The following is a 26,008-nucleotide window of genomic DNA, read 5'->3' as shown; positions in this document are numbered from 1 at the left end:
CATTGTGTATCGGGTCAGCGGCAGCGCCGATCAGTTGCGTGCGCAATTGTCGCTGGCGAAGTTGCAGGAGTTGCCGGCCGAAGCACCGACGCCAGTGGCAGCGCCGCAGCCAGTCGTCGCAGGTGCGGCGCCTGTTGCGGCTCCGGCGCCTGCACCGGCAGCGCCTTCTTTGCGGTTTCGCTGGTAAGTCTTTCCTTATATAGAAGCAGTAGGAGTGGTACATGGCCGATACGCGGCGTTGGTTCTGGCTCGGTGGGGTAGTCCTGCTTTGCGCGTTTGTGTGGTTGCTGCACCCGATCCTCACGCCGTTTCTGGTGGCGCTGCTGCTGGCGTATCTGTTCGATCCGCTGGTGGATCGGTTGGAGCGGCTGGGTCTGTCGCGAACCTGGGGCGTGATCGCGGTGTTTGCCTTGTTCACCCTGATCGTCACCACGTTACTGCTGGTGCTGGTGCCGATGCTCGCCAAGCAGTTGGTGCGTTTGTATGAGCTGGCGCCGCAGATGCTCGACTGGCTGCAGCACACGGCGTTGCCGTGGGCGCAATCGAAGCTGGGGTTGTCGGACGGTTTCTGGAAGTTCGACAAGGTCAAGGCGGCGATCAGCGAACACATGGGGCAGACCACCGACATCGTTGGTGTGGTGCTGAGTCAGGCGACGGCCTCCAGCCTTGCGCTGATCGGCTGGCTGGCGAATCTGGTGCTGATCCCGGTGGTGAGTTTCTACCTGCTGCGCGACTGGGACGTGATGATGGCCAAGATCCGCAGCCTGTTGCCGCGCGATCGTGAAGAAACCATTGTCTCGCTGGCGGGTGAATGTCACGAGGTGCTCGGCGCGTTCGTGCGCGGGCAATTGCTGGTGATGCTGGCGCTGGGAGTGATCTACGCAGCGGGCCTGATGATTGTTGGTCTGGAGTTGGGGCTGTTGATCGGCCTGATTGCAGGTCTGGCGGCGATCGTGCCGTACATGGGCTTTGTGATCGGCATTGGCGCGGCGCTGATTGCCGGGTTGTTCCAGTTCGGTGGCGACCTGTACCCGATGATCGGCATCGTCGCGGTGTTCATGGTCGGGCAGGCGCTGGAAGGCATGGTGCTGACGCCACTGCTGGTGGGCGACCGGATCGGCCTGCATCCGGTGGCAGTAATCTTCGCGATTCTGGCCGGTGGCGAGCTGTTCGGCTTTACCGGTGTGCTGCTGGCATTGCCGGTGGCGGCGGTGATCATGGTGCTGGTGCGTCATGTGCACGATTTGTACAAGGACTCGGATATCTACAGCGGGACAGATGAGCCCGAGTTGTAATCCCATCACGGGTGGCCCGGCATTGCGCCGGGTTGGCCCGTGTTTTGCGGTGAGTTCGCTCGATAGCGCGTCAGAGAAACTGTCATAAAACCAGCGTGTTAACGCAAACCTTTGATTTTGCTTGGGGTCTGTCGCATTGTGCGCTCAGCTTCACGGGTATAAACTTCGCAAACTTTACACAGAGGCCACTAACGGTTCCTTGAGAACTGTTCAGTCAGCATGAAACCGATTCAGCTGCCCCTAGGTGTGCGTCTGCGTGACGACGCCACCTTCATCAACTACTACCCAGGCGCCAATGCCGCTGCACTCGGCTATGTCGAGCGCCTCTGCGAAGCCGACGCCGGCTGGACCGAAAGCCTGATCTACCTGTGGGGCAAGCATGGGGTAGGGCGTACGCACCTGTTGCAGGCGGCTTGCCTGCGTTTCGAGCAGATGGGTGAACCGGCGGTTTACCTGCCGTTGGCCGAGTTGATGGATCGCGGCATCGAAATTCTCGACAACCTTGAACAGTACGAACTGGTTTGCCTGGATGACTTGCAGGTGATTGCCGGCAAGGCGGACTGGGAAGAGGCCATGTTTCATCTGTTCAACCGCCTGCGCGACAGTGGTCGGCGTCTGTTGATCGCTGCTTCCACTTCGCCGCGTGAGCTGCCGGTCAAACTGGCCGACCTCAAATCGCGCCTGACCCTGGCGCTGATCTTCCAGATGCGTCCGCTCTCCGATGAAGACAAATTGCGTGCCCTGCAATTGCGCGCTTCGCGTCGCGGTCTGCACCTGACCGATGAAGTCGGACACTTTATTCTGACCCGCGGCACCCGCAGCATGAGTGCATTGTTCGACTTGCTCGAACAGCTCGATCAGGCTTCGTTGCAGGCGCAACGCAAGCTGACCATTCCGTTCCTGAAAGAAACCCTCGGTTGGTAGTGCAGCCTTTGAAAAATGCGGCTTGCAGCCGGGTTCGACATATTTCAGGCGCCAGAAAATCCGCTTTTCCACACCGTGTGCAGACCGCGTATCGATTCAAATGGGCTTAAGCGCTTAGATGTAAACGAGAAACCGGGAAGTCACAAAAAGATCGATTGAATTTGCAAATGAGGCCGATAGCGGGCATAGTCTCGGCTTCTTTACAACTTCAGCCACGGTCGTGCCCATGCTAAATCGCTTCGCACCCCTCGTGCCTCTCGCACTCGTCACCCTGTTGTTCGGTTGCGCTGCTCATTCTCCAGTTCAAGAGCAGCCTCAACAGGTTAAAAGTTCTGCCACTGCCCAGTCTTCCGTTATTTACCAGGAAGAGCTGGACACCGAAAAAGAACTCTCGGACTTCAACAAGAAGCCGTACGAGCTTCCGGTTCTGGCCGACAGCATCCTCGAACGCGGCATGTCCCTGATCGGTACCCGTTACCGTTTCGGTGGTACCTCTGAAGCCGGCTTCGACTGCAGCGGTTTCATCGGTTACCTGTTCCGCGAAGAAGCCGGCATGAATCTGCCGCGCTCCACTCGCGAAATGATCAACGTCGATGCCCCTCTGGTCTCGCGCAGCAACCTCGAGCCGGGCGATCTGCTGTTCTTCGCCACCAATGGTCGTCGCGGTCGTGTGAGCCACGCCGGGATCTACCTGGGTGACAACCAGTTCATTCACTCCAGCAGTCGTCGCAGCGGCGGTGTTCGCATCGACAGCCTGGGTGACAGCTACTGGAGCAAGACCTTCATCGAAGCCAAGCGCGCCCTCGCGATGGCACCGACCGTGGTTACCGCTCGCAAGTAATTCCCCGTTGTCGCCACGTCCGTGGCGACAAAAAACGGCTCCGGCACGGAGTAGACCTAAACTTTACAAGGTGAAGTTAAAGTCTTACTTGAAGTTTGTCGTATAGCCGCTAGAATCCTGTATCTATATTGATGGCAAACCGCCTGCGTGCTCCGCAGGCGGTTTTGTTTCTGTCCATTCGGCAGAGAAAGCCGCAGCCAGATCAGGATGTTCTGCTTATGACGATGTCGGCCCGCCTTGCTTTGATCTTCTTCGCAGCGCTGCTCAGCGCCTGCGCCAGCCGCACTCCGCCGCCTGCGCCCGTGGTACGTGCCCCGGTGGTGTTCGGACCTTCCCAATCATTCTCGCCCGCTGCTGAAGACGTGCTGTTCCGCGCGCTTGGCCTGGTCGGCACGCCTTATCGCTGGGGCGGCAACACACCGGACTCCGGGTTTGATTGCAGTGGCCTGATCGGTTTCGTCTACCGCGATGCGGCAGGTATCAGCTTGCCGCGCTCAACTCGCGAGATGATCGTGATGCAGGCGCCGAATGTCGGCAAAGAGGGTTTGCAGACCGGCGACCTGATTTTCTTCGCCACCAATGGCGGCTCGCAGGTCAGTCATGCGGGGATTTACGTCGGGGAAGGGCGCTTCGTGCATGCGCCGGCAACCGGCGGCACGGTGAAGCTGGACAGCCTGTCAAAGGCTTACTGGCAGAAGGCATATCTGAGTGCCAAGCGGGTGTTGCAGCCGGAGCATCTGGCGCGTAACCCGTAGTTCAAAGAGCTCACAGTCCAATGTAGGAGTGAGCCTGCTCGCGATAGCGGTTGATCAATCAACACTGATGTTGAATGTGACACCGTCATCGCGAGCAGGCTCACTCCTACAGTTGTTTCAGGTCAGGCAAAAGTTACTTGGCCGACGACACCCGCCACACCTTGTTCCCCACATCATCGGCCACCAGCAAACCACCTTGCTGGTCGATCACCACGCCCACCGGGCGGCCCAAAGCGTTCTCGTCCTTGTCGAGGAAGCCGGTCAGCACATCTACCGGTGTTCCGTTCGGCTTGCCGGCGGCGAACGGGACGAAAATCACTTTATAGCCACTGTGCGGTTTGCGGTTCCATGAGCCGTGCTGACCGATGAACGCGCCTTCCTTGAACTGCGCCGGCAGGCTGTTGCCCTCGGCGAAGGTCAGCCCCAGCGAGGCGGTGTGCGGGCCTACGGCGTAGTCCGGGGCGATGGCCTTGGCCACCAGGTCCAGATTCTGCGGCTTCACCCGCACATCCACGTGCTGACCGTAATAGCTGAATGGCCAGCCGTAGAAGCCGCCGTCCTTGACCGAGGTGATGTAGTCCGGCACCAGGTCGCTGCCGATCTCGTCACGCTCGTTCACCGCTGTCCACAACGCGCCACTGGTGGGCTCCCACGCCAGGCCGTTGGGGTTGCGGATGCCCGAGGCGAAGATCCGGTGATTGCCGGTGGCGCGATCGACTTCCCAGATCGCCGCGCGACCTTCTTCTTTATCCAGACCATTCTCGCCGACGTTGCTGTTCGAGCCGACGGTGACGTACAGCTTGCTGCCGTCCTTGCTGGCGATGACGTTTTTGGTCCAGTGATGGTTCAGCGTGCCGCCTGGCAAGTCGGTGACTTTGATCGGCTGGGTCTTGATCTCGGTCGCGCCGGGTTCGTAGTGGAAGCGCAGCAGGCGATCGGTGTCGGCGACGTACAGATCATTGCCGACCAGGGTCATACCGAACGGCGAGTTGAGATTCTGCAAGAACACCGTGCGGGTCTCGGCCACGCCGTCGTGATCGGCATCGCGCAGCAGGGTGATGCGATTCGGGCTCGGCACACCAGCACCGGCCTTGCCCATGACTTTCTTCATCACCCAGCCGCGAATGCCGCTGCTGTCATCCGGTTTGGGCGGCGCGTTGGTTTCCGCCACCAGCACATCACCGTTGGGCAGCACGTAGAGCCAGCGCGGGTGATCAAGGCCTTCGGCGAATGCGGCGACTTGCGTGCCGGCCGCGGCGGTCGGTTTACCGCCCGCAGGCCAGCCGACTGCCGGGGCGATGTTCACCGTCGGGATCAGGGTCTTGTTCGGTTCGGGCAGTTTCGGTGACGGGCCGGTGCCGTCGGAGACTTGCAGGCTGGAGGATTCACCACAGGCGGCGAGCCCTCCGGCGAGGGCGATGACGAGAGCGAGCTGGGACTTGCGCATTACTGATCTTCCCTATGAATGCATTGACCTAATCATAGAGAAGCGCAGGCGTGCGATGGTTCAACCGCTCAACCACGGGCCTCTTTGAACAGCACGGCGATCCCGGGGTGATAGTTGCCCGCTTCGCTGCGCAATTTGCGGTAGGCGTAGGGGAAATACCAGGCCACTGCACAGCAGTGTTCCTTTTGCAGGTCGTCGACCATGTCCTGCAGTTCTTCGGGACTGGCGCTGTGCTGGGCCTTTTGCGGGGCGACGAACAGGCAGCCGAGCTTGAGGTCGCTGGCAAAACTGATGCGTTTGGCATCGCTGGTGATGTCCAGCAGGGCCTGGGTCAGGTTGAGATTGTTGACCCGCGGCCAGCGCTGGGTCGCCTGAAGGTAGGCGCGGTCTTCAGGCCCGGCAATGAACAGATCGGCGCGGGCATTGCGCTCGCCGTCCTCGTTCTGCTTTCGGGTCGAGGTATCACAAAGGGTCACCAGCTCGGCCATCCAGGCTGCCGCGGAGAGCAAGCCGAGATTGGCTTTCTCGTCATGCCAGTAAGGTGTGTCGTTGTCGCCGCGAATAGCATTGTAACGGTCGATACAGTCAAACCAGCGTTCGAGCATCGGGCGCAGGAATTCCAGGCGCGGGTTGCTGATGATCATGCCTTGCATCGTCATCATCCTTATTGTTGTGATGGGCTTTTTCGAGAAAAGCATGGCTCTTTGATATCATTTGTAACAGTGTGGCACAAGAATGGCGCCAGATAATTGATCGACGGCAGTTATTCGCCCGACGGCCCCCTCTTTAATTGACGCTCCACCCCCAACCCTCTAACCTTCGCGGCTTGTTTCAGGTGCTCTGTGACGCGTGTCGACAGAGTGAAACAGGGAAGCCGGTGAGGGTTGTCTTCAGGTGAAGAACGATCACGATCCCGGCGCTGCCCCCGCAACGGTAAATGAGTGAAAACTGCGCATTGAGCCACTGTGTCGACCGACGCGGGAAGGCGCGCAGTCAGGCGATTCGCCGCTCATGAGCCCGGAGACCGGCCTGATCCATCCAGCGGCATCACGGTGGGCGATGCCAGGCTTTTTGCCGTCTATTCTTGTGCCTGCCCGCCGTTATCCAGCCTCAACGGAGAGCTCCCCATGACCGATTCCCCCGAGCGCGACGAACGCCATCTGGCGCGTATGCAGCGCAAAAAAGCCGTGATCGACGAACGCATCGCCAACTCACCCGACGAGTGCGGCCTGGTGCTGGTGCTGACCGGCAATGGCAAAGGCAAAAGCAGCTCGGCGTTCGGCATGCTCGCCCGCGCCATGGGCCACGGCATGCAGTGCGGCGTGGTGCAGTTCATCAAGGGCCGCAACAGCACTGGCGAGGAGCTGTTCTTCCGCCGCTTCCCCGAGCAAGTGCGTTTTCACGTGATGGGCGAGGGCTTCACCTGGGAAACCCAGGATCGCCAGCGTGACATCGCCGCTGCCGAAGCCGCGTGGGAAGTGTCCCGCGAACTTCTGCGCGATCCGTCGATCGGCCTGGTGGTGCTGGACGAACTGAACATCGCCCTCAAGCACGGTTACCTCGATCTGGATCAGGTGCTCAGCGATCTGCAGGCACGTCCGCCAATGCAGCATGTGATCGTCACCGGTCGCGCGGCCAAGCCGGAAATGATCGAGATGGGCGATACCGTCACCGAAATGGGCATGCTCAAACACGCCTTCCAGGCCGGCATCAAAGCGCAGAAAGGCGTCGAACTTTGAATCAACCACGTCACTGCCCGGCGGTACTGATCGCCGCGCCGGCCTCCGGTCAGGGCAAGACCACCGTCACCGCCGCGCTCGCGCGCTTGCATCGCAATCAGGGGCGCAAGGTGCGCGTGTTCAAGTGCGGCCCGGACTTCCTCGACCCGATGATTCTCGAGCGCGCCAGCGGTGCGCCGGTGTATCAACTGGACATGTGGATGATCGGCGAGCAGGAAAGCCGCCGTCTGTTGTGGGAAGCCGCCGCCGAAGCCGATCTGATCCTGATCGAAGGCGTGATGGGCCTGTTCGACGGCACGCCATCGAGCGCTGATCTGGCGCGGCATTTCGGTGTGCCGGTACTCGGCGTGATCGACGGCACTGCCATGGCGCAGACCTTCGGTGCCCTGGCGCTCGGGCTGGCGCGTTATCAGCCGGACCTGCCGTTTGCCGGCGTGCTGGCCAACCGCGTCGGCACCTTGCGTCATGCGCAATTGCTCGAAGGCAGCCTCACCGAAGGTCTGCGCTGGTACGGCGCGCTGTCCCGGGAAACCGGGATCGAGTTGCCGAGCCGCCATCTCGGTCTGGTGCAGGCCAGCGAACTGAATGACCTGGATCTGCGTCTCGACGCGGCGGCCGAAGCACTGGCCAGCAGTTGCGAGGTAGCGCTGCCACCGGCCGTGGCATTCGCCGCGCCTGAGGTGATCCCTGCCGAGCCGTTGCTCGAAGGTGTGCGCATCGCTGTAGCTCGCGACGAAGCCTTTGCCTTCACCTACGGCGCCAGCCTCGACCTGCTGCGGGCGATGGGCGCCGAGTTGAGTTTCTTCTCGCCGATCCGCGATACCCGATTGCCCGAGGCCGACAGCCTGTATCTGCCCGGTGGTTACCCGGAATTGCACCATGTCGCACTGGCGCAAAACACTGCGATGCTCGAAGCGATTCGTGCGCACCACGCGGCCGGCAAACCACTGCTCGCCGAGTGCGGCGGCATGCTCTATCTGCTCGACGCGTTGACCGATGTCGACGGCACCCGCGCCGAACTGGTCGGGCTGCTGCGCGGTCAGGCGGTGATGCAAAAACGTCTGGCGGCACTGGCACTGCAAGCGGTGGATCTGCCGGAAGGTTCGTTGCGCGGTCACACTTATCATCATTCCCTGACCAGCACCGAACTGACGCCGATTGCCCGGGGCATCAGCCCCAATGGCGGGCGCGGGGCGGAGGCGGTTTATCGGGAAGGGCGGATGACGGCGTCGTACGTGCATTTTTACTTTCCGTCGAATCCGACGGCGATTGCCGCATTGTTTGCGCCAGACTTCAAGGCCGCCATCGCTGGCAAGCCAGCTCCCACAGTGGCCGCTGTCATGCCTGAAAATACGCAATCCCCTGTGGGAGCTGGCTTGCCAGCGATAGGGCCATGACCGACAACGCCTATTCCGAGGCCGAACGCGCAGCCGTCTACCGAGCCATCGCCGAACGCCGCGACATGCGCCACTTCACCGGTGGCACGGTCGAACCGGAGCTGCTGCGCCGTCTGCTTGAAGCCGCGCATCAGGCGCCCAGCGTCGGCCTGATGCAGCCGTGGCGTTTCATCCGCATCAGCGATCGCGCCTTGCGCAAGCAGATCCAGAACCTCGTCGAAGAAGAACGTATCCGCACCGCCGAAGCCCTCGGCGAGCGCAGTGACGAGTTCATGAAGCTCAAGGTTGAAGGCATCAATGATTGCGCCGAAGTGCTGGTCGCGGCACTGATGGAAGATCGTGAAAAACACATTTTCGGTCGCCGAACGCTGCCGGAAATGGACATGGCCTCGCTGTCCTGCGCGATCCAGAATCTGTGGCTGGCGGCCCGTGCCGAAGGACTGGGCATGGGCTGGGTCTCGCTGTTCGAACCGCAGGCACTGGCCGATCTGCTGCAACTGCCGGCCGGGGCCAAACCGTTGGCGGTGTTGTGCCTGGGGCCGGTCCAGGCATTCTATCCGGCGCCGATGCTGGTACTCGAAGGGTGGGCGCAGGCGCGTCCGCTCAATGAGTTGCTGTACGAAAATTATTGGGGAGTGAAGCAATGAGTGTGGCGTTGTTGAGTGTCGCCGCGGTTGCGCTGGATGCGCTGCTGGGTGAACCGAAACGCTGGCATCCGCTGGTGGCGTTCGGCAATTTTGCCGGGCGCATCGAGCGCCGTTTCAATGCGGGCGGGCGTGGCTGGCGCAGTCACGGGGTCACTGCGTGGGTGATCGCGGTGCTGCCGCTGACCTTGCTCGCCACGGCGTTTTCCTGGGCGCCGTACGTGGGCTGGATCGTCGAGATTCTGGCGCTGTATTGCGCCCTCGGCATGCGCAGCCTCGGTGAGCATGTCGCGCCGGTAGCCGCCGCTTTGCGCGCTGATGATCTGCAAGAGGCGCGCAAGCGTGTTGGCTATCTGGTCAGCCGCCAGACCAGCGAACTGGACAGCACCGCCGTTGCCCGAGCTGCCACCGAGTCGGTGCTGGAAAACGGCAGTGACGCGGTGTTTGCCGCGCTGTTCTGGTTTGTGGTGGCCGGCGCGCCGGGGGTGGTGCTCTATCGCCTGAGCAACACGCTCGACGCAATGTGGGGCTATCGCAACGAACGCTTCGAGCGCTTTGGCTGGTGCGCGGCAAAGATCGACGACGTGCTCAACTACATTCCGGCCCGGTTGGTGGCGCTGACCTACGCGCTGCTGGGCCACACCCGGCTCGCCCTGAAGTGCTGGCGCAACCAGGCGCCGCAATGGGACAGCCCCAACGCCGGCCCGGTGATGGCTGCTGGCGCCGGTGCGTTGAATGTCGAACTGGGCGGCCCGGCGATCTATCACGGCGAACTGCACGAGCGTCCGCAACTGGGCGAAGGCGCACCGGCGGATGCCGGTTCGATTGATCGCGGCTGGCAATTGGTCCAGCGCGGGGTATGGTTATGGCTGCTGATTCTCTGCGTGGGGGCTGAATTCTATGCTTGAGCACGGTGGCCGGCTGCGCAAGGCTGCACTCGATTACGGGATTGCCGAGGCCGACTGGCTCGACCTGTCCAGCGGCCTCGCGCCGTGGCCGTTTGCGGTGCCGTCGATTCCGTTGCGCGCCTGGGCACGCTTGCCGGAAACCGACGACGGTCTGGAGCAGGCCGCGTGCGATTACTACGGTGCCTCGCAGGTGCTGCCGGTGGCCGGTTCGCAGATGGCGATCCAGTTGCTGCCGCGTTTGCGCCGCGCCGGCAAGGTCGGCGTGTTGTCGCCGTGTTATGCCGAGCACGCCGAGGCCTGGCGGCGCAGTGGTTACATCGTGCGCGAAGTGCTGGAGCAGGAAGTCGAATTCTTTCTCGACAGCCTCGACGTGCTGGTGGTGGTCAACCCGAACAACCCCACTGGCCTGAGCCTGACCCCGGCGCGACTGCTCGACTGGCACGCGCGGCTGGCCCAGCGTGGCGGCTGGCTGGTGGTCGATGAAGCGTTCATGGACAACACGCCGCAGCTGAGTCTGGCCTCGCACACTCATCAGGTTGGCCTGTTCGTGTTGCGCTCGTTCGGCAAGTTTTTCGGTCTGGCCGGGGTGCGTCTGGGCTTCGTGCTGGCCGAGCGCAAGTTGCTCAGGTTGCTCGCCGAACAGGTCGGGCCGTGGGCGGTCAGCGGGCCGACGCGGGTGCTCGGCCAGGCCTGCCTGCAAGACACCGAAGCGCACACCCGGCAACGCATTCGCTGCGACGAGGCCAGCGAGCGTCTGGCGCTGTTGCTGGAGCGCTACGGCTTCAAACCCCAGGGTGGCTGCGCGCTGTTTCAGTGGTTGATCACCGAACACGCGGCGGCGCTGCACGAATTCATGGCTCGACGCGGCATCCTTCTGCGCATCTTCACCCACAACAGCAGCCTGCGTTTCGGCCTGCCCGCCAACGCCGCTGAAGAGGCGCGCCTCGAACAAGCGCTGCAAGCTTTCGCCAAGGAAATCCAATGACAACCTTGATGGTTCAGGGCACCACGTCCGATGCCGGTAAAAGCACGCTGGTGACGGCGCTGTGCCGCTGGGCGACCCGTCAGGGCGTCGCGGTGGTGCCGTTCAAACCGCAGAACATGGCGCTCAACAGCGCGGTGACCGCTGATGGCGGCGAGATCGGCCGGGCGCAAGCGGTACAGGCGCAAGCCGCGCATCTCGAACCGCACACTGACATGAACCCGGTGCTGCTCAAGCCCAACAGCGACACGGGTGCGCAGGTCATCATCCACGGTCGCGCGGTCACCAGCATGAACGCGGTGGCGTATCACGACTACAAAGCCATCGCCATGCAAGCGGTGCTCGCCTCGCATGAGCGGCTGAGCGCGACGTATCCGCTGGTGATGGTCGAAGGCGCGGGCTCGCCGGCCGAGATCAACCTGCGTGCCGGGGACATCGCCAACATGGGCTTTGCCGAAGCGGTGGATTGCCCGGTGCTGCTGATTGCCGACATCAATCGCGGCGGGGTGTTTGCGCATCTGGTCGGCACCCTTGAGTTGCTGTCGCCGAGCGAACAGGCGCGGGTCAAGGGCTTCATCATCAACCGTTTTCGCGGTGATATCGCCTTACTGCAACCGGGCCTCGACTGGCTGGAACAGCGCACCGGCAAACCGGTGGTCGGCGTGCTGCCGTACGTGATGGATCTGCACCTGGAGGCTGAAGACGGCATCGACCAGCGCCAGACCGACAAGGCCGAGCAAGTGCTGAAAGTGGTGGTGCCGGTGTTGCCGCGCATCAGCAACCACACCGACTTCGATCCGCTGCGTCTGCATCCGCAGGTCGATCTGCAATTCATCGGCCCGGGGCAGGCGATTCCTGCCGCCGACCTGATCATCCTGCCCGGCTCGAAAAGCGTGCGCAGCGACCTCGCGTATCTGCGCGCCAATGGCTGGGACACGGCGATCAATCGGCACCTGCGATACGGCGGCAAGTTGTTGGGGATCTGCGGCGGTCTGCAGATGCTCGGCGAGCAGGTGCACGATCCGCTGGGTCTGGAAGGCGCGCCGGGTTCGAGTGCCGCCCTCGGTTTGCTGGCGTTCGAAACCACGCTGGAAGCCGAGAAGCAATTGCGCAATGTCCGTGGACATCTGGCGCTGGAAAACGCTGAGGTCAGTGGTTATGAAATCCATGCGGGCGTGACGGTGGGGCCGGCGTTGGAGAACGCGGCGGTGTATCTGGATGACGGTCGTTGCGACGGTGCGCAGAGTCTGGATGGGCAGGTGTTCGGCACCTATTTGCATGGCTTGTTCGAATCACCGCAGGCCAGTGCCGCGTTGCTGCGTTGGGCCGGTTTGAACGACGTGCAGGAGGTGGATTACCACGGCTTGCGCGAGCGCGATATCGAACGGTTGGCGGATCTGGTGGAGAAGCATCTGGATACCTCGTTGTTGCGTGAACTCTGCGGGATTTGAGCGGCCTGTCCAGGCCCCATCGCTGGCAAGCCAGCTCCCACAGGGTTCGATGTCGGATACATATTTTGTGAACACAGCTGAACCCTGTGGGAGCGGGCTTGCCCGCGATGAGGCCGGTGATCTCACTAAACCTTTTCTGGATAAAAAAATGCTCCAACTGATCCTCGGCGGCGCCCGCTCCGGCAAAAGTCGCCTGGCAGAAAAACTCGCCAGCGACAGCCAACTGGCGGTCACCTACATCGCCACCAGCCAACCGCTGGACGGCGAAATGAACGCGCGCGTCGCCCATCACCGCGCCCGGCGTCCGGCCGAATGGGCGCTGATCGAAGAACCGCTGGAGCTGGCCCGCGTCCTGCGCGAGAACGCCAGTGCCGAGCGTTGCCTGCTGGTGGATTGCCTGACCCTGTGGCTGACCAATCTGCTGATGCTCGATGACGCCGCGCGTCTCGCCTCCGAGCGTGAAGGTCTGCTGGACTGCCTGGCGTCCCTGCCGGGAGAAATCATTTTTGTCAGCAACGAGACCGGAATGGGTGTCGTGCCGCTGGGCGAATTGACTCGCCGCTACGTCGATGAAGCCGGTTGGCTGCATCAAGCTCTGGCCGAGCGTTGTCAGCGAGTTGTCCTGACCGTCGCCGGCCTGCCCCTGACCCTGAAAGGACCTGCGTTATGACCCAAGCGTGGTGGATGAACCCGTGCCAATCCGTGAATGCCGAGATCGTTGAGCAAGCGGCGGCGCGCCAGCAACAACTGACCAAACCGGCCGGCTCCCTCGGTCGCCTCGAAACCGTGGCGGTGCAACTGGCCGGCTTGCAGGGGCAGATCAAACCGACGCTGGAGCAGGTCTGGATCGCGATTTTTGCCGGTGATCATGGCGTGGTCGCGGAAGGCGTTTCGGCGTTCCCGCAGGAAGTCACCGGGCAGATGCTGCTCAACTTCGTCAGCGGCGGCGCGGCAATCAGCGTGCTGGCGCGCCAGCTCAATGCACAACTGGAAGTGGTGGATCTGGGCACGGTGACGCCATCGTTGAACCTGCCGGGCGTGCGCCACCTGAACATCGGCCCGGGCACGGCGAATTTCGCCAAAGGCGCGGCGATGACCCCGGCGCAGGGCGAGCTCGCCTTGCAGGCCGGTCGTGACAGCGTGCTGCGCGCCAAAGCGGCGGGCGCACAGTTGTTCATCGGTGGTGAAATGGGCATCGGCAACACCACTGCCGCCAGTGCGCTGGCGTGTGCCTTGCTCGACTGCCCGGTGGCGCATCTGACCGGTCCCGGCACCGGGTTGAACGCAGAAGGCGTCAACCATAAAGCACAGGTGATCGAGCGCGCACTGGCGCTGCACGCGGCACAGCGCGGCGATGCGCTGCAAACCCTGTTCAACCTCGGCGGTTTTGAAATCGCTGCGCTGGTGGGCGCGTACCTGGCCTGTGCGCAGGAAGGCGTCGCGGTGCTGGTCGATGGCTTTATCTGCACGGTCGCAGCCTTGGTCGCGGTGCGGCTGAATCCGGTCTGCCGCGAGTGGTTGCTGTTCGGTCACCGTGGCGCCGAGCCGGGCCATCGCCATGTGCTGGAAACCCTCAACGCCGAACCGTTGCTGGAGCTCGGCTTACGCCTGGGCGAGGGCAGCGGGGCGGCATTGGCCGTGCCGCTGTTGCGCTTGGCCTGCGACCTGCACGGGCAGATGGCGACGTTCGCCGAAGCCGCGGTGGCGGATCGTCCGGCATGACGTTGCGTCTGGACCTGCTGCGCCACGGTGAGACTGAACTGGGCGGCGGATTGCGCGGCAGCCTCGATGATGCGCTCACGGAAAAGGGCTGGGCGCAGATGCGTGCCGCCGTGATCACCGGAGGTCCGTGGGATCGCTTGATCAGCTCGCCGCTGCAGCGTTGTGCGCGGTTTGCTGCAGAGCTGGGTGAGCAACTGAATCTGCCGGTGCATTTGGACAAGGATCTGCAGGAGCTGCATTTCGGTGCCTGGGAAGGGCAGAGCGCAGCGGCGCTGATGGAGACCGATGCCGAGGCGCTGGGATTGTTCTGGGCTGATCCCTATGCGTTCACGCCGCCGCAGGGTGAGCCGGTCAGCGATTTTTCGGCTCGCGTGCTGAGTGCGGTTGCGCGATTGCATCAAGCCTATGCCGGTGAACGCGTGTTGCTGATCAGTCATGGCGGCGTGATGCGCCTGTTGCTGGCGCAGGCGCGAGGTTTGCCTCGTGAGCAGTTGCTCACTGTCGAAGTCGCGCATGCCTCATTGTTTTCCCTGACCGTTGAAGCCGACGGTTCGCTCAAGGAAGGTCACTGAGATGCTGCCACTGTGGATCGCCCTGCAATTTCTCAGCAGCTTGCCGATTCGCCTGCCGGGGATGCCGGAGCCGCAACAGCTCGGGCGTTCGCTGTTGTTTTATCCGCTGGTGGGGTTGCTGTTCGGGCTGATTCTCTGGGCATTCAATCTGGCATTGGCGGGTGCGCCATTGTTGCTGCATGCGGCGCTGTTGCTGACGGTGTGGGTGCTGCTCAGCGGCGCGCTGCACCTCGATGGTTTAGCCGACAGCGCCGACGCCTGGCTCGGCGGTTTCGGTGATCGCGAGCGCACGCTGACTATCATGAAGGATCCGCGCAGCGGGCCGATTGCGGTGGTGACGCTGGTGTTGGTGCTGCTGCTGAAGTTCTGCGCGTTGCTGGCGCTGATCGAGCAGGAGCATGCGGTGATGTTGATCATCGTGCCGTTGCTGGGGCGGGCGGCATTGTTGGGGTTGTTTCTGACCACGCCGTATGTGCGCGCCGGCGGATTGGGGCAGGCGTTGGCGGATCATCTGCCGCGTAGAGCCGGTTGGTGGGTGCTTGGGGCGAGTGCGCTGGCCTGCTTGCTGATCGCCGGGGTGAAAGCGATTGCTGCTTTGGTGGTCGCGTTCGGGGTTTTTGTCTGGTTGCGGCGGGTGATGATGCGGCGGTTGGGCGGGACCACGGGCGATACGGCGGGGGCGTTGCTGGAGTTGCTGGAGATGGCGATGCTGGTTGGGGTGGTGTTGGTCTGACAGGTGTCTGTTGCCTGTTCGGGCCTCATCGCTGGCAAGCCAGCTCCCACAGGTATTGAGGGCGTTTGCAGATTTGTTGAGCACTTGCAAAAACTGTGGGAGCTGGCTTGCCAGCGAAGGCGGTGTGTCAGACACCACAAACCTTATTGATAAACGCATGTGTAACTTGATTTAACACAGTCGCGGGTATATACACGCATCATGCTTCCTTCTCAGTGTTTGTGCACCAACCTGCGTCGCGCCGCTCGTGGCGTCAGCAGGCATTACGACGGCGCTCTCGACGGCTTCGGGATCAACGTTGCCCAGTATTCTCTACTGTGCAACCTGCAGCGTCTGGATCAACCGAGCATCTCGGAGCTGGCCGAAGCCATGGGCCTGGATCGCAGCACCCTCGGGCGCAACCTGCGGGTACTCGAAGGCGAAGGCCTGGTGGCGCTGGCGGAGGGCGAGGACATGCGTAACCGCATCGTCCGGCTCACCGAAACCGGTGCGCAGCGTCTTGCGGCGGCGCTGCCGGCCTGGGAAGCGGCGCAACAGCGATTGATCGATCGCCTGGGCGCCGAGAAGCGTGAAACCTTGCTGCGACTGTTGGACGAACTGGCCTGAGGGCCGGTTTTTCCGGATTTAAGCGGGTATATACCCGCGAACGGAGAATAACAATGACATCGATGTGGCGTACGTGCGGTTGGGTGTTGCTGGGGAGTGCGCTGATTCTGGCGCTGTCATTGGGTGTGCGGCACGGCTTCGGTCTGTTCCTCTCGCCGATGAGCGCGCAATTCGGCTGGGGGCGCGAAGTGTTTGCTTTCGCCATCGCCTTGCAGAACCTGATCTGGGGGCTGGCGCAGCCGTTCACTGGTGCCCTGGCTGACCGCTTCGGTGCGGCGAAAGTGGTGCTGGTCGGCGGCGTGCTGTATGCCTTGGGCCTGGTGTTCATGGGCTTGTCCGATTCGGCATTGAGCCTGTCGCTGAGTGCCGGTTTGCTGATCGGCATCGGCCTGTCCGGCACCTCGTTCTCGGTGATTCTCGGTGTTGTCGGCCGCGCCGTGCCGCCGGAGAAGCGCAGCATGGGCATGGGGATCGCCAGTGCTGCCGGCTCGTTCGGCCAGTTCGCCATGCTGCCCGGCACTCTGGGCCTGATCGGCTGGCTCGGCTGGTCGGCGGCTCTGCTGGTACTGGGGCTGCTGGTGGCGATGATTGTGCCGTTGGTGAGCATGCTCAAGGACAAGCCGCTGCCGGTGCTGGGCCATGAGCAGACCCTGTCCGAAGCCCTGCGCGAAGCCTGTTCGCACTCGGGGTTCTGGCTGCTGGCGTTCGGCTTTTTCGTCTGCGGCTTTCAGGTGGTGTTCATCGGTGTGCACCTGCCGGCCTATCTGGTTGATCAGCATCTGCCGGCCACGGTCGGGACCACGGTGCTGGCGCTGATCGGCCTGTTCAATATCTTCGGTACTTACACCGCCGGCTGGCTCGGCGGGCGCATGTCCAAGCCGCGTCTGCTTACCGCTTTGTACCTGCTGCGTGCAGTGGTGATCGTGCTGTTCCTGTGGTTGCCGGTGACGACCACTTCGGCGTACCTGTTCGGCATGGCCATGGGGTTCCTCTGGTTGTCGACGGTGCCGTTGACCAACGGTACGGTGGCGACCTTGTTTGGCGTGCGCAATCTGTCCATGCTTGGCGGGATCGTGTTCCTGTTTCACCAGCTCGGCTCTTTCCTCGGCGGCTGGTTGGGCGGGGTGGTGTATGACCGAACCGGGAGTTATGACTTGATCTGGCAAGTGGCGATTCTCTTGAGCCTGCTGGCGGCCGCGCTGAACTGGCCGGTGCGCGAGCGTCCGGTGGCGCGTCTGCAACCCGCTGTTGGCGCCGCATGAAGCGCTCCTGGCCGCGAATCGCCTTCACCGCACTCGGCGCCCTGTTGCTGGCGCTGGTGTGGTGGGGATGGCATCAGGGCGGCCTGGCGCTGATGCAGTTGGGCCTGGGCGCTTGCTTGTAGGCTTGGATGGCGAGTAACGTCGGGAGTCTGATGATTGCTCAAGGATGCCCCGACATGCTCATGCGCTGGTGTGCTGTACCCGCGTTGCTGATGGCGTTGACCGGACTGGCCCAGGCTGCTGACTGTCCAGAAGCGTTGCAAGGCTCGCTGCCGAAGTTGCGCGCCAAGGAATCCGTCGACCTGTGTCAACGCTACGCCGGCAAGCCGCTGGTGGTGGTCAATACGGCGAGTTTCTGTGGTTTCGCCCCGCAATTCGAGGGCCTTGAAGCGCTCAATCAGCACTACAAGGCGCAGGGTCTGGAAATGCTCGGCGTGCCGTCCAATGACTTCAAGCAGGAGTCCAGGGACAGCGCCGAAACCGCCAAGGTCTGCTACGCCAATTACGGCGTGACCTTCACCATGACCGAGCCGCAGAAAGTCCGTGGCGATGACGCAACCCACCTGTTCAAGGTACTGGCCGAGCAGAGCAGCGCGCCGAAGTGGAATTTCTACAAGTACGTGATCGACCGGCAGGGCAAGGTAATCGCCAACTTCTCGAGCCTGACCAAGCCGGATGATCCGGAGTTCATCGCTGCAGTTGAGAAGGCCATCGCCTCAAAACCACTCAAACCCTGACGCAATCCCTGTAGGAGCTGCGGCACGCTGCGATCTTTTGATTTTTAAAGATCAGGATCAAAAGATCGCAGCGTGCCGCAGCTCCTACAGTGGCGAAAATGCGGGCACAAAAAAGCCCCGCTTTCTGCAAAGAGAGCGGGGCTTTTTGGTGGGCGAGGGGTCAGCCTCGCCGTGCAGCATCAGAAGCGATAGGTCGCGCCGACACCGAAACCGTTTGCCGAGTTTTCATACTTGGCGTCGTAGGTCTGGCCACGATCGTTTTCGTTGCGGATCTTGACCGACTCTTCCTTCAGGTACGAGTAAGCGACGTCGATGGTCAGGTCGTCGGTCGGGCTCCAGCCGGCACCGATGCTGAAGATGGTCCGGTCGCCAGTCGGGATGCGTGGCGAGCGGTCGACGTTGTTGGTCGGCGACTGGTCGAACGTCAGACCGGTACGCAGTACCCATTCCTTGTTCAGCTGGTACGAAGTACCCACGGCGTATGCCCAGGAATCGTGCCAGTTCTGATCTTCGGTGATTTCGCCGAACTGGCCAGCCAGCAGCGGCTGTACGCCGGAGTTCTTGACGGTGATCTTTTCCAGCTGGCTCCAGCGGGTCCAGGTGCTACCGGCGTACACGTTCCAGCGATCGTTGATCGCCTGAGTGACCGAGAAGTCCACGGATTCCGGCGTGGTGATCTTCAGCGAAGCGTCGTACTTCTGGCTCGCGCCCAGGCCGACGGCGGCCAATGCACCGTAGTTGACCTTGGTGTTGCCTTCGAGCTTGTAGTCGACTTTCGAGTGGTAGGTCAGACCCAGGCGAGTGGTGTCGGTGGCTTGCACCAGAACACCGACGTTGTAGCCCAGTGCGGTGTCGTCACCCTTGATCTTGACCTTGCCGTCCGGCAGCGCCTGAGTGATCGACAGGTTGGATTCCAGCGTACCGTCAATGCGGTTGATGGTCGGACCGAAGCCGATCGACACGACATCGTTGAACTTGTAGCTGACAGTCGGCTGGAAGGTGATCACTTGCACTTCGGATTTGCTGCCGAAGTAGCGGCCGGCGAAGTTGTTTTCATAGTCGGTAATCAGGCCGAACGGCACGTATACGCCGAGGCCGAATGCCCAATGCTCGTCGATCGGTTTGACGTAGAAGCCCATAGGTACGGAGGTGAAGGGCACCATGTCGCCTTTGTTGCTGCCGCCGTTAGGGCTGGAGCTGGCGTCGCTGATATCGGTCTTGGCATCGAGGAATGCAACACCGCCGGTGACTTGTTCGCGCGTGATGCGCGACATGCCGGCAGGGTTGCCATAAACAGTGCTTGCGTCGTCGGCAGAAGAAGATCGCCCAGCGTAACCAGTACCCATCCCGCTGATGCTGTGTTCGTTGATGGCAAAGCCAGCTGCGAAGATCTGGGTGGATGCCATGGTAACGGCGAGGCTAAGGGTGGTTTTGAGCATTACTTTTTTCATTATTAGAACTCCTGGTGATCACCGGGGCGAAAATTACCAAGATTTTCGTCCCAGCGCTATAGTCCGTATGGCTTGAGTTAGAGCGGTTTTGTAGGACAATCCGACCAGATTCGCGACCTGATGAGCGATCTTGTAAAACCGGTGGGTCAGCACGCGACCTGATTCACCGGTGAAACACAAGTTTGCCAGGCGTAAGTGAAGTCGCGCAGACGTCCTTGAGGCTGGAAGGTCTGACGCCAGATACGCGCCATGCCCAGCAGATCGTTCGCGTCGGGGAGGGTTGGATTTTGCTCTTCTACCAACAGCCAGGCGATGGCGGTGGCGTAACGCAGGTTGACGGTCAGTTCCAGGTGCGGGCCGCTGAGAAAAGCGTGCTGACTGGCAAGACCACGAACCAGGCTGGCTCGCTCCGGATCCAGGGCCAGATAATGATCCCAAAGGGCCTGATGCCGATGCTCGGCGATCCGGTACAGGCCGTGACCGCGGCGGTCGTGCAGTGCGGAACCGAGGGCGGACTGGCTGGCGGCAATCCCGAGCAGCAGGGACTCGGCGGTTGCACAGTGACGTCCCAGATAAATCAATGTGGGACGGATCACGTAGCGACACAGTTCGCTGGCAGCGATACCCATAATGCCCTCGATTCTTGTAATTGGGCGGCGAAACCTGAAGGGCCTTGGCAGCGGTGGATCGACTCAGGCTCGCCGGAAGCGGATCAAGCCGCTTGAGTTGAAGTGTAGTGTCATATTCGCGACGTAAAGGCCTGTTTTTAAAATATTTCCGGCGGCGAGCCAAAAGCGTTATATCCGATGGTGCTTAGGCGCTTCGGGCTAAAAGCGAAACATCAGGCAATAAAAAGCCCCGCATTTTGTGCGGGGCTTTTGCTTTTGCAGCCTTTTCGGCGCTCAGGCAACCAGTGCCTGACGTGTACGATCGATCACGGCCTGCAGCGGTTCGGCGCTGGAGTATTGATCGGGGTACAGACGCTCGCTGTGGCGGGCGATGCCGTGTTCATTGACCACGGTGAAGCTGAAGCAGCCTTTGCGAGCGGCCATGATCAGGCAGTTCATTGGTGCAAAAGCGTTGGTTAGGGTGCGAATGGCATCCTGAGTCTGGATTTGAGTAGACATAGTTATTAGGTGTTCCTACAAATGACACGGATAAGAACCGTGCAACGTTAAAACGTTCCAGTAACGTCGACCACCATTGGTCGTACGAAGAACCCGACTGGAACAAAGCAGCCAGTTTGAAGCGCTATTAAGTTGGCGCGCTTGGGCTGGCAGGTAGGTACTTAGGAGGACAGGCAACACATCGAGGGCAGAGGTTCTGGGCCCGGGGTGAAGATCCTGATCAATTTGCAGGTTGGTTCGGTCAGAGTAAGTGGTCTGGCAACACCCTTTGCATTCATTCAAAGGCAGTGCTGGCGCAAGATTTACCTGGAAACCATCGAGGGGTCGTTCCCGCTTTTTTCGGTGAAGGGCTTCTGGGAAGAAGGTTGACCGTGGGGATGTGTTCGACCGGAATTGACTTTCAGCTTGGTACTAACGCCGCGGATAGTAACGGAACGTCCTGGGCAATGCAAACCCTGCGGCAAAAAAGATTTCGGTCGGTGGCGCGGATCACGGGCGACAGGGCTGGCCCCTTCGCGAGCAGGCTCGCTCCCGCAGGAGAGCGGGGCCGATTGTGGGAGCGAGCCTGCTCGCGAAGAAACCATCCGTCGCCACAAAAGCGTGCAGCCATGCCCGTCGCCAACCCGCTTATCCCCAGCCTGATGAGCAAAACGACCCGAAAAAGCGCATCGATATAACCGGGTAACAGGTACTTGTGCACATTAGTTGCGCAAGCTGTAGCCACGCTGTCATAACGATCCTGACTCGCATGGCTGCCTGTATCAAAAGTTTAAGTCAATGAAAAATATCGTCTTTTTTTGTTGGTGAAAAAATCGTCAGTTTGACTGCGAGCCCCATTCCACAAGGCTTTGCGGAGGTTGGAGGGCGGTTGTCCACTGAGTTATCCACAGCTTCTGTGGATTGTCCCTAGCGCTTGCTCTAGGACGGGCGTGCCGGGTTTTTTTAGACTTTACCTGTAGGAAAAAGAGAGTAGAGTGGCGCGCCTTCCGATCTGCCCCACAGTGCTTTATGAAGTTTCGCTCAGTATCAGACCCTGTTACCTCCGAACACCCTCGTGTTACCTCTCCCAAACGATTCTCCGTGCGTGTGGCTGAATGGCTGCTCGACAGTCCGCGCCTGGGCGAAAGCCGTAATGCCAAACACCTGGCGGGGCGTCTGCTCAAGCAACCGGCGCGCGAAGGCGTGGTCGTGGCGCAGAGCCGCCTCGGTCAGTTGATGTGCCGTGAGTGCGGCAACGCTCGGGATCGGCGCATCGGTCAGGATCTGTTGCGCCAGGCCGCGCGCGCTGGTGACCGTCGAGCACAACAGGAACTTGGTCTGATCGAAGACTGAGCTGTCCAACGTCCCGCGCCTTGGTTAACCTTCAGGCTTTATCGGATCGGCAGGAGTGGCTATGGCTATGGACTTGACCAGCGTGTTGCTGGGGCTGGCGGGCGCGGGGTTGCCGCTGCTGGCACTGGCCTGGCAACTGCAGCGCCGGGCGAGCAGCGCGCAGGCCGAGGTTGCCTTGGCCGAAGAGCGCCTGACCATGGCACAACTGGCGCAGGACGGGCTCAACGCACAGCTTGAAGCCAGCCGCGACGAAACGGTCGATCTTGCTCAGGCCAACGCCGCCAAGCAGGCTGAGCTGGCAGCTCTGCGTCGCGAGGTCGAGTTGCTGCAGATCGAGCGCGATGACGCCCGCGACGCCTCCCACGCCTGGAACATCGAGCGTGCCAATAAAGAGGCCGAATTGCGCCGCCTCGACGCTCAGGCCGCATCGTTGAACGCCGAACTGCGCGAGCAACAGGAAAGCCATCAACAACGTCTCAACGACCTGCAAGGTTCTCGCGATGAGCTGCGGGCACAGTTCGCCGAACTGGCCGGGAAGATCTTCGATGAGCGCGAGCAGCGCTTTGCCGAAACCAGTCAACAGCGCCTCGGCCAGTTGCTCGATCCGTTGAAAGAACGCATCCAGTCCTTCGAAAAACGCGTGGAAGAAAGCTATCAGGCCGAAGCCCGTGAACGCTTCTCGCTGGCCAAGGAACTGGAGCGCCTGCAAGCGCTTAATCTGCGCCTGAGTGACGAAGCGACCAACCTGACCCGCGCCCTCAAAGGCCAGAAAACCCAGGGCAACTGGGGGGAGCTGATTCTTGAGCGGGTGCTGGAACACGCAGGCCTTGAGAAGGGCCGTGAATACCAGACTCAGGTCAACCTCAAGGGGCCGGACGGCGAGCGTTTCCAGCCGGACGTGATCATTTATCTGCCGGGCGACAAGCAGGTGGTGGTCGATTCCAAGGTCAGCCTCACGGCGTATCAGCAGTACGTTGCTGCCGATGACGACACCCTCGGCCAGATCGCGATCAAGCAGCACGTGCTGTCGTTGCGCAGCCACGTCAAAGGCCTCGCCGGCAAGGATTACAAGCGTCTGGAAGGCTTGCACAGCCTCGATTTCGTCTTGTTGTTCGTGCCGATCGAGGCGGCATTTTCGGCAGCCTTGCAAGCCGAGCCATCGCTGTTTCAGGAAGCGTTCGACCGCAACATCGTGATTGTCAGCCCGACCACGCTGCTGGCGACTCTGCGGGTGATCGACAGCCTGTGGAAGCAGGAGCGGCAGAGCCAGAATGCCCGGGAAATCGCCGAGCGGGCCGGGTGGCTGTACGACAAGTTCGTACTGTTCATTCAGGATCTGGATGAAGTCGGCAATCGCCTGCAACAGCTGGACAAAGCCTACAGCTCGGCGCGCAACAAGCTCACGGAAGGGCGCGGCAACCTGGTCAGCCGCAGTGAGCAGCTCAAGTTGCTCGGGGCACGGGCGAGCAAGAGTCTGCCGGCGGATCTGCTGGAACGGGCGATGACTGATGTCGATGGTCTCGTCGAGCTCCCGGAGTAAAGTCAAAAGATCGCAGCCTGCGGCAGCTCCTACAGGAGAAACGCAAATCCCATGTAGGAGCTGCCGCAGGCTGCGATCTTTTGCTGTTACAGCGGCACATACCGACTCAACAGCGCCCGCAACGCCGCCGGTTTCACCGGTTTCGCCAGATAATCCAGCCCCGCCGCATGCACCTGCGCCACGGTTTCCGGGCGGCCATCGGCACTGATCACCACCCCCGGCACCGGCTCGCCCAGCGTGGTGCGCAGCCAGGCCATCAGTTCTGTGCCGGTATCGCCATGGTCCAGGTGATAGTCGACCAGTGCCAGTTGCGGTCGCACACCCTCGTTCAGCAACGCCGCACATTCCTCACGATTGCGCGCCGTCCACACCTGACAGCCCCAGCGGGTGAGCAGGCTGTTCATGCCAATCAAAATGCTGTCTTCGTTGTCGATGCACAGCACCTGCGCACCGCTGAGCAGCTTGCCGTTCAACTCCACCGCAGCATTCGTCGGCACCGACTGCGCCCGGGCCAGCGGCACACTGACACTGAACACGCTGCCGCGTCCCGGCCACGAACGTACGCGCAACGTGTGGCCCAGCACGCGACACAAACCGTCGGCAATCGCCAGACCCAGCCCAAGGCCTTTTTCGGCACGGGTCTGATGGCTGTCGAGGCGTTTGAACTCCTCGAAAATCACCTGTTGCTTGTCTTCCGGAATGCCCGGCCCACGATCCCACACTTCCAGGCACAACTCACCGCCGCGCCGGCGTACGCCCAGCAGCACCGGGCCTTTGGCGTAACGGAAGGCGTTGGTCAGGAAGTTCTGCAAGATACGCCGCAGCAGCTTGATGTCGCTATCGATGCGCAAATGGCTGCCGCGCACGCGGAAGGTCAGCCCTTGTTCCTGGGCCAGCGCCTTGAATTCGGCGCCGAGGGTGTCAAAAAGCTCGTTGATCGCGAACGGCTTGCGATCGGGGTTGATCTTGCCGTTTTCCAGGCGGGAAATATCCAGCAAATCGCTGATCAGGTCTTCTGCCGAACGCAGCGAGCTGTCGAGATGTTGCACCAGTTGCTGCGCCTCGCTGCTCAAGCCGTCGTCCTGGTGGGAGAGGGCGGCAGAGAACAACCGAGCGGCGTTCAACGGCTGCATCAGGTCATGGCTGACCGCCGCGAGAAAACGGGTTTTCGACTGGTTGGCGGCCTCGGCGTGGCCCTTGGCCTCGGTCAGTGCGACGTTGAGCTGCGACAGCTCCTGCGTGCGCTCGCTGACTCGTTGCTCCAGCCCCTCGTTGGCCTCGGTCAGTGCCTGCTCGGCTTCGCGGAACGCGGTGATGTCGGTGAAGCTCATGACGAAACCGCCGCCAGGCATCGGGTTGCCGATCAGCTCGATCACCCGGCCATTGGGGAACAGGCGTTCGGACGTGTGCGCGCGGCCCTGACGCATCCAGTGCAGCCGCCGGGCGACGTGGACTTCCGCCTCGCCGGGGCCGCACAAACCGCGCTCGGCGTTGTAGCGAATGATGTCGGCAATCGGCCGGCCGACGCTGATCAGGCCGTCCGGGTAGTTGAACAGCTCCAGATAACGCCGGTTCCACGCCACCAGTTTCAGCGACTGGTCGACCACGCTGATGCCTTGGGTGATGTTTTCGATCGCGCCTTGCAGCAAGGCACGGTTGAACTGCAGGACTTCCGAGGCTTCGTCAGCGATGCGGACTACATCCTCCAGTTGCATTTCCCGACCTTCAATCGCGGCTTTTACCACCGCCCGTGTCGAAGACGCGCCGAGTACGCCGGCCAGCAAGCGTTCGGTGTGGGCGATCCATTCGCCATCGGCATTCTGGTTAGGATTGAAGCCCTTGCCCTGGCGGTAGGCGAAACGAATGAAGCTCTGCCGCGCGCGTTCTTCACCGACAAAGCGCGCCGCCAGTTGCAGCAAGTCATCGATCTGCACCGCGAGCATCGAGCGTGCACTCGGCCGGGCACTGATTTCCTGACCGATGAAACGCCCGGCCTGCCAGTGTTCCGAGACCCGCGTGCGCGAAAGCACCGAGACCCAGGCGAACAACGTGAAGTTGCCCGCCAGCGACAGCACCACGCCTTGGGTCAGTGGCGTGATCGGCAGGTTCAGCGGATTGCTGTGCAGCCACGCCAGGCCCGGGAACGTGCTCAGCGACCAGCCGAGGCTGTGCGCGGCAATCGGCAGGATCAGCGTGTAGAACCACAGGAATGTGCCCGCCGCCAGACCGGCGAACACCCCACGGCGGTTGGCCTGCTTCCAGTACAGCGCGCCGAGCATCGCCGGGGCCAGTTGAGTGACGGCGGCGAAGGCGATCTGGCCGATGGTCGCCAGGCTCGCGGTGGAACCGAGCAAGCGGTAACTGACGTAAGCGAGCAGCAGAATCAGCACGATGCTCACGCGGCGTACCGAGAGCATCCACTGGCGGAACACTTCGAACGGGCGCTCGGCATTGTTGCGGCGCAACAGCCACGGCAAGAGCATGTCGTTGGAAACCATGGTCGACAGCGCCACACTCGCCACGATGACCATGCCGGTGGCCGC

At 61.7% G+C, this 26,008-nt stretch carries 27 protein-coding genes, 1 pseudogene and 1 riboswitch; of the genes and pseudogenes, 22 read left to right on the top strand and 6 right to left on the bottom strand.

The genetic code is table 11. From position 1 onward, the window contains the following. From DBR18_RS06575 to DBR18_RS06555, 5 genes and pseudogenes are all read left to right on the top strand, one after another. A pseudogene (locus DBR18_RS06575) lies at positions 1-187 on the top strand (DUF2066 domain-containing protein); the annotation flags it as partial. Between the two features lie 34 nt (positions 188-221). Further along, the gene (locus DBR18_RS06570; protein WP_108589734.1) at positions 222-1,295 is read left to right on the top strand and encodes an AI-2E family transporter; all 1,074 of its coding nucleotides are present in this window, start codon (positions 222-224) and stop codon (positions 1,293-1,295) included. A 219-nt stretch (positions 1,296-1,514) separates the two neighbouring features. Beyond that, the gene (hda, locus tag DBR18_RS06565) at positions 1,515-2,219 is read left to right on the top strand and encodes a DnaA regulatory inactivator Hda (RefSeq protein ID WP_003223042.1); all 705 of its coding nucleotides are present in this window, start codon (positions 1,515-1,517) and stop codon (positions 2,217-2,219) included. A gap of 226 nt (positions 2,220-2,445) precedes the next feature. Further along, a complete protein-coding gene (locus DBR18_RS06560) occupies positions 2,446-3,060 on the top strand; it encodes a C40 family peptidase (RefSeq protein ID WP_108589733.1) in 615 nt (204 codons plus the stop codon). 218 nt (positions 3,061-3,278) lie between these two features. Next, complete coding sequence (locus DBR18_RS06555; protein ID WP_108589732.1) at positions 3,279-3,815, top strand: C40 family peptidase; 537 nt, start codon at positions 3,279-3,281, stop codon at positions 3,813-3,815. A 133-nt stretch (positions 3,816-3,948) separates the two neighbouring features. On the opposite strand, the gene DBR18_RS06550 is transcribed toward DBR18_RS06555, so the two are convergent. Both DBR18_RS06550 and DBR18_RS06545 read right to left on the bottom strand, forming a co-directional pair. Next, the gene (locus tag DBR18_RS06550; RefSeq protein WP_108589731.1) at positions 3,949-5,262 is read right to left on the bottom strand and encodes a sorbosone dehydrogenase family protein; all 1,314 of its coding nucleotides are present in this window, start codon (positions 5,260-5,262) and stop codon (positions 3,949-3,951) included. Positions 5,263-5,330: 68 nt separating this feature from the next. After that, positions 5,331-5,915, bottom strand: coding sequence for a hypothetical protein (locus DBR18_RS06545; protein WP_108589730.1), 585 nt, complete (start codon positions 5,913-5,915; stop codon positions 5,331-5,333). A gap of 163 nt (positions 5,916-6,078) precedes the next feature. Further along, positions 6,079-6,310, top strand: a riboswitch (cobalamin riboswitch). 79 nt (positions 6,311-6,389) lie between these two features. Here DBR18_RS06545 and cobO point away from each other — a divergent pair. From cobO to DBR18_RS06480, 14 genes are all read left to right on the top strand, one after another. Then, the gene (cobO, locus tag DBR18_RS06540; protein WP_108589729.1) at positions 6,390-7,001 is read left to right on the top strand and encodes a cob(I)yrinic acid a,c-diamide adenosyltransferase; all 612 of its coding nucleotides are present in this window, start codon (positions 6,390-6,392) and stop codon (positions 6,999-7,001) included. After that, the gene (locus DBR18_RS06535; RefSeq protein WP_108589728.1) at positions 6,998-8,398 is read left to right on the top strand and encodes a cobyrinate a,c-diamide synthase; all 1,401 of its coding nucleotides are present in this window, start codon (positions 6,998-7,000) and stop codon (positions 8,396-8,398) included. The genes cobO and DBR18_RS06535 overlap by 4 nt, the downstream gene beginning before the upstream one ends. Continuing rightward, entirely contained in the window at positions 8,395-9,045 is a 651-nt protein-coding gene (bluB, locus tag DBR18_RS06530; RefSeq protein ID WP_108589727.1) for a 5,6-dimethylbenzimidazole synthase, read from the top strand. Before DBR18_RS06535 ends, bluB begins: the two co-directional genes overlap by 4 nt. Next, on the top strand, positions 9,042-9,950 hold the full coding sequence (gene cbiB / locus DBR18_RS06525; RefSeq protein WP_108589726.1) for an adenosylcobinamide-phosphate synthase CbiB: 909 nt from the start codon (positions 9,042-9,044) through the stop codon (positions 9,948-9,950). The genes bluB and cbiB overlap by 4 nt, the downstream gene beginning before the upstream one ends. Next, positions 9,943-10,935 (top strand): threonine-phosphate decarboxylase CobD, encoded by a 993-nt coding sequence (gene cobD, locus DBR18_RS06520; RefSeq protein WP_108589725.1) that lies wholly within the window; start codon positions 9,943-9,945, stop codon positions 10,933-10,935. Before cbiB ends, cobD begins: the two co-directional genes overlap by 8 nt. Continuing rightward, complete coding sequence (locus tag DBR18_RS06515; RefSeq protein WP_108589724.1) at positions 10,932-12,383, top strand: cobyric acid synthase; 1,452 nt, start codon at positions 10,932-10,934, stop codon at positions 12,381-12,383. Before cobD ends, DBR18_RS06515 begins: the two co-directional genes overlap by 4 nt. A 148-nt stretch (positions 12,384-12,531) precedes the next feature. Then, a complete protein-coding gene (cobU, locus tag DBR18_RS06510) occupies positions 12,532-13,053 on the top strand; it encodes a bifunctional adenosylcobinamide kinase/adenosylcobinamide-phosphate guanylyltransferase (protein ID WP_108589723.1) in 522 nt (173 codons plus the stop codon). Continuing rightward, positions 13,050-14,105: a nicotinate-nucleotide--dimethylbenzimidazole phosphoribosyltransferase gene (cobT, locus tag DBR18_RS06505; RefSeq protein ID WP_108589722.1), complete on the top strand. Its 1,056-nt coding sequence runs from the start codon at positions 13,050-13,052 to the stop codon at positions 14,103-14,105. Before cobU ends, cobT begins: the two co-directional genes overlap by 4 nt. Then, positions 14,102-14,677 (top strand): alpha-ribazole phosphatase family protein, encoded by a 576-nt coding sequence (gene cobC, locus DBR18_RS06500; RefSeq protein WP_108589721.1) that lies wholly within the window; start codon positions 14,102-14,104, stop codon positions 14,675-14,677. The genes cobT and cobC overlap by 4 nt, the downstream gene beginning before the upstream one ends. Before the next feature lies 1 nt (position 14,678). Beyond that, positions 14,679-15,410 carry an adenosylcobinamide-GDP ribazoletransferase gene (locus tag DBR18_RS06495; RefSeq protein ID WP_108589720.1) on the top strand — a complete coding sequence of 244 codons (732 nt, stop codon included), beginning with the start codon at positions 14,679-14,681 and terminating at the stop codon, positions 15,408-15,410. Positions 15,411-15,611: 201 nt separating this feature from the next. Then, complete coding sequence (locus tag DBR18_RS06490) at positions 15,612-16,016, top strand: MarR family winged helix-turn-helix transcriptional regulator (protein ID WP_007950413.1); 405 nt, start codon at positions 15,612-15,614, stop codon at positions 16,014-16,016. 53 nt (positions 16,017-16,069) lie between these two features. Beyond that, complete coding sequence (locus DBR18_RS06485) at positions 16,070-17,278, top strand: MFS transporter (protein ID WP_108589719.1); 1,209 nt, start codon at positions 16,070-16,072, stop codon at positions 17,276-17,278. Beyond that, a complete protein-coding gene (locus tag DBR18_RS28870) occupies positions 17,275-17,400 on the top strand; it encodes a hypothetical protein (RefSeq protein WP_256588587.1) in 126 nt (41 codons plus the stop codon). Before DBR18_RS06485 ends, DBR18_RS28870 begins: the two co-directional genes overlap by 4 nt. A gap of 54 nt (positions 17,401-17,454) precedes the next feature. Continuing rightward, the gene (locus tag DBR18_RS06480; protein WP_108589718.1) at positions 17,455-18,015 is read left to right on the top strand and encodes a glutathione peroxidase; all 561 of its coding nucleotides are present in this window, start codon (positions 17,455-17,457) and stop codon (positions 18,013-18,015) included. A gap of 179 nt (positions 18,016-18,194) precedes the next feature. On the opposite strand, the gene DBR18_RS06475 is transcribed toward DBR18_RS06480, so the two are convergent. The 3 genes from DBR18_RS06475 to DBR18_RS06465 form a co-directional block, all read right to left on the bottom strand. Beyond that, positions 18,195-19,466 (bottom strand): OmpP1/FadL family transporter, encoded by a 1,272-nt coding sequence (locus tag DBR18_RS06475; RefSeq protein WP_108589717.1) that lies wholly within the window; start codon positions 19,464-19,466, stop codon positions 18,195-18,197. A gap of 146 nt (positions 19,467-19,612) precedes the next feature. After that, on the bottom strand, positions 19,613-20,095 hold the full coding sequence (locus DBR18_RS06470; protein ID WP_108589716.1) for a hypothetical protein: 483 nt from the start codon (positions 20,093-20,095) through the stop codon (positions 19,613-19,615). A gap of 273 nt (positions 20,096-20,368) precedes the next feature. Beyond that, positions 20,369-20,593, bottom strand: a complete 225-nt coding sequence (locus DBR18_RS06465; RefSeq protein WP_108589715.1) for a hypothetical protein — start codon at positions 20,591-20,593, stop codon at positions 20,369-20,371. Positions 20,594-20,800: 207 nt separating this feature from the next. On the opposite strand from DBR18_RS06465, the gene DBR18_RS28865 reads away from it, so the two are divergent. The 3 genes from DBR18_RS28865 to rmuC all read left to right on the top strand — a co-directional run bounded on the left by DBR18_RS28865 (position 20,801) and on the right by rmuC (position 23,465). Then, positions 20,801-20,962: a hypothetical protein gene (locus tag DBR18_RS28865; RefSeq protein ID WP_158275042.1), complete on the top strand. Its 162-nt coding sequence runs from the start codon at positions 20,801-20,803 to the stop codon at positions 20,960-20,962. Between the two features lie 639 nt (positions 20,963-21,601). Further along, positions 21,602-21,925, top strand: coding sequence for a hypothetical protein (locus DBR18_RS06455; protein ID WP_108589714.1), 324 nt, complete (start codon positions 21,602-21,604; stop codon positions 21,923-21,925). Between the two features lie 175 nt (positions 21,926-22,100). Further along, positions 22,101-23,465: a DNA recombination protein RmuC gene (gene rmuC / locus DBR18_RS06450; RefSeq protein ID WP_177482348.1), complete on the top strand. Its 1,365-nt coding sequence runs from the start codon at positions 22,101-22,103 to the stop codon at positions 23,463-23,465. A gap of 86 nt (positions 23,466-23,551) precedes the next feature. On the opposite strand, the gene DBR18_RS06445 is transcribed toward rmuC, so the two are convergent. Beyond that, positions 23,552-26,008 (bottom strand): PAS domain-containing hybrid sensor histidine kinase/response regulator (locus tag DBR18_RS06445; RefSeq protein WP_256588586.1); only part of this gene is annotated, 2,457 nt, incomplete at its 5' end.

The sequence above is a fragment of the Pseudomonas sp. HMWF021 genome (genome assembly GCF_003061005.1).
Classification (GTDB): Bacteria; Pseudomonadota; Gammaproteobacteria; order Pseudomonadales; family Pseudomonadaceae; genus Aquipseudomonas.
This window is presented reverse-complemented; position numbering and strand designations above follow the sequence as displayed.

Excerpts from the sequence above, each read along its gene's own strand:
- DBR18_RS06570 (WP_108589734.1), top strand. The coding sequence starts at position 222 with ATGGCCGATACGCGGCGTTGGTTCTGGCTCGGTGGGGTAGTCCTGCTT.
- hda (WP_003223042.1), top strand. The coding sequence starts at position 1,515 with ATGAAACCGATTCAGCTGCCCCTAGGTGTGCGTCTGCGTGACGACGCC.
- DBR18_RS06560 (WP_108589733.1), top strand. The coding sequence starts at position 2,446 with ATGCTAAATCGCTTCGCACCCCTCGTGCCTCTCGCACTCGTCACCCTG.
- DBR18_RS06555 (WP_108589732.1), top strand. The coding sequence starts at position 3,279 with ATGACGATGTCGGCCCGCCTTGCTTTGATCTTCTTCGCAGCGCTGCTC.
- DBR18_RS06550 (WP_108589731.1), bottom strand. The coding sequence starts at position 5,262 with ATGCGCAAGTCCCAGCTCGCTCTCGTCATCGCCCTCGCCGGAGGGCTC.
- DBR18_RS06545 (WP_108589730.1), bottom strand. The coding sequence starts at position 5,915 with ATGCAAGGCATGATCATCAGCAACCCGCGCCTGGAATTCCTGCGCCCG.
- cobO (WP_108589729.1), top strand. The coding sequence starts at position 6,390 with ATGACCGATTCCCCCGAGCGCGACGAACGCCATCTGGCGCGTATGCAG.
- bluB (WP_108589727.1), top strand. The coding sequence starts at position 8,395 with ATGACCGACAACGCCTATTCCGAGGCCGAACGCGCAGCCGTCTACCGA.
- cbiB (WP_108589726.1), top strand. The coding sequence starts at position 9,042 with ATGAGTGTGGCGTTGTTGAGTGTCGCCGCGGTTGCGCTGGATGCGCTG.
- cobD (WP_108589725.1), top strand. The coding sequence starts at position 9,943 with ATGCTTGAGCACGGTGGCCGGCTGCGCAAGGCTGCACTCGATTACGGG.
- DBR18_RS06515 (WP_108589724.1), top strand. The coding sequence starts at position 10,932 with ATGACAACCTTGATGGTTCAGGGCACCACGTCCGATGCCGGTAAAAGC.
- cobU (WP_108589723.1), top strand. The coding sequence starts at position 12,532 with ATGCTCCAACTGATCCTCGGCGGCGCCCGCTCCGGCAAAAGTCGCCTG.
- cobT (WP_108589722.1), top strand. The coding sequence starts at position 13,050 with ATGACCCAAGCGTGGTGGATGAACCCGTGCCAATCCGTGAATGCCGAG.
- cobC (WP_108589721.1), top strand. The coding sequence starts at position 14,102 with ATGACGTTGCGTCTGGACCTGCTGCGCCACGGTGAGACTGAACTGGGC.
- DBR18_RS06495 (WP_108589720.1), top strand. The coding sequence starts at position 14,679 with ATGCTGCCACTGTGGATCGCCCTGCAATTTCTCAGCAGCTTGCCGATT.
- DBR18_RS06490 (WP_007950413.1), top strand. The coding sequence starts at position 15,612 with ATGCTTCCTTCTCAGTGTTTGTGCACCAACCTGCGTCGCGCCGCTCGT.
- DBR18_RS06485 (WP_108589719.1), top strand. The coding sequence starts at position 16,070 with ATGACATCGATGTGGCGTACGTGCGGTTGGGTGTTGCTGGGGAGTGCG.
- DBR18_RS28870 (WP_256588587.1), top strand. The coding sequence starts at position 17,275 with ATGAAGCGCTCCTGGCCGCGAATCGCCTTCACCGCACTCGGCGCCCTG.
- DBR18_RS06480 (WP_108589718.1), top strand. The coding sequence starts at position 17,455 with ATGCTCATGCGCTGGTGTGCTGTACCCGCGTTGCTGATGGCGTTGACC.
- DBR18_RS06475 (WP_108589717.1), bottom strand. The coding sequence starts at position 19,466 with ATGAAAAAAGTAATGCTCAAAACCACCCTTAGCCTCGCCGTTACCATG.
- DBR18_RS06470 (WP_108589716.1), bottom strand. The coding sequence starts at position 20,095 with ATGGGTATCGCTGCCAGCGAACTGTGTCGCTACGTGATCCGTCCCACA.
- DBR18_RS06465 (WP_108589715.1), bottom strand. The coding sequence starts at position 20,593 with ATGTCTACTCAAATCCAGACTCAGGATGCCATTCGCACCCTAACCAAC.
- DBR18_RS06455 (WP_108589714.1), top strand. The coding sequence starts at position 21,602 with ATGAAGTTTCGCTCAGTATCAGACCCTGTTACCTCCGAACACCCTCGT.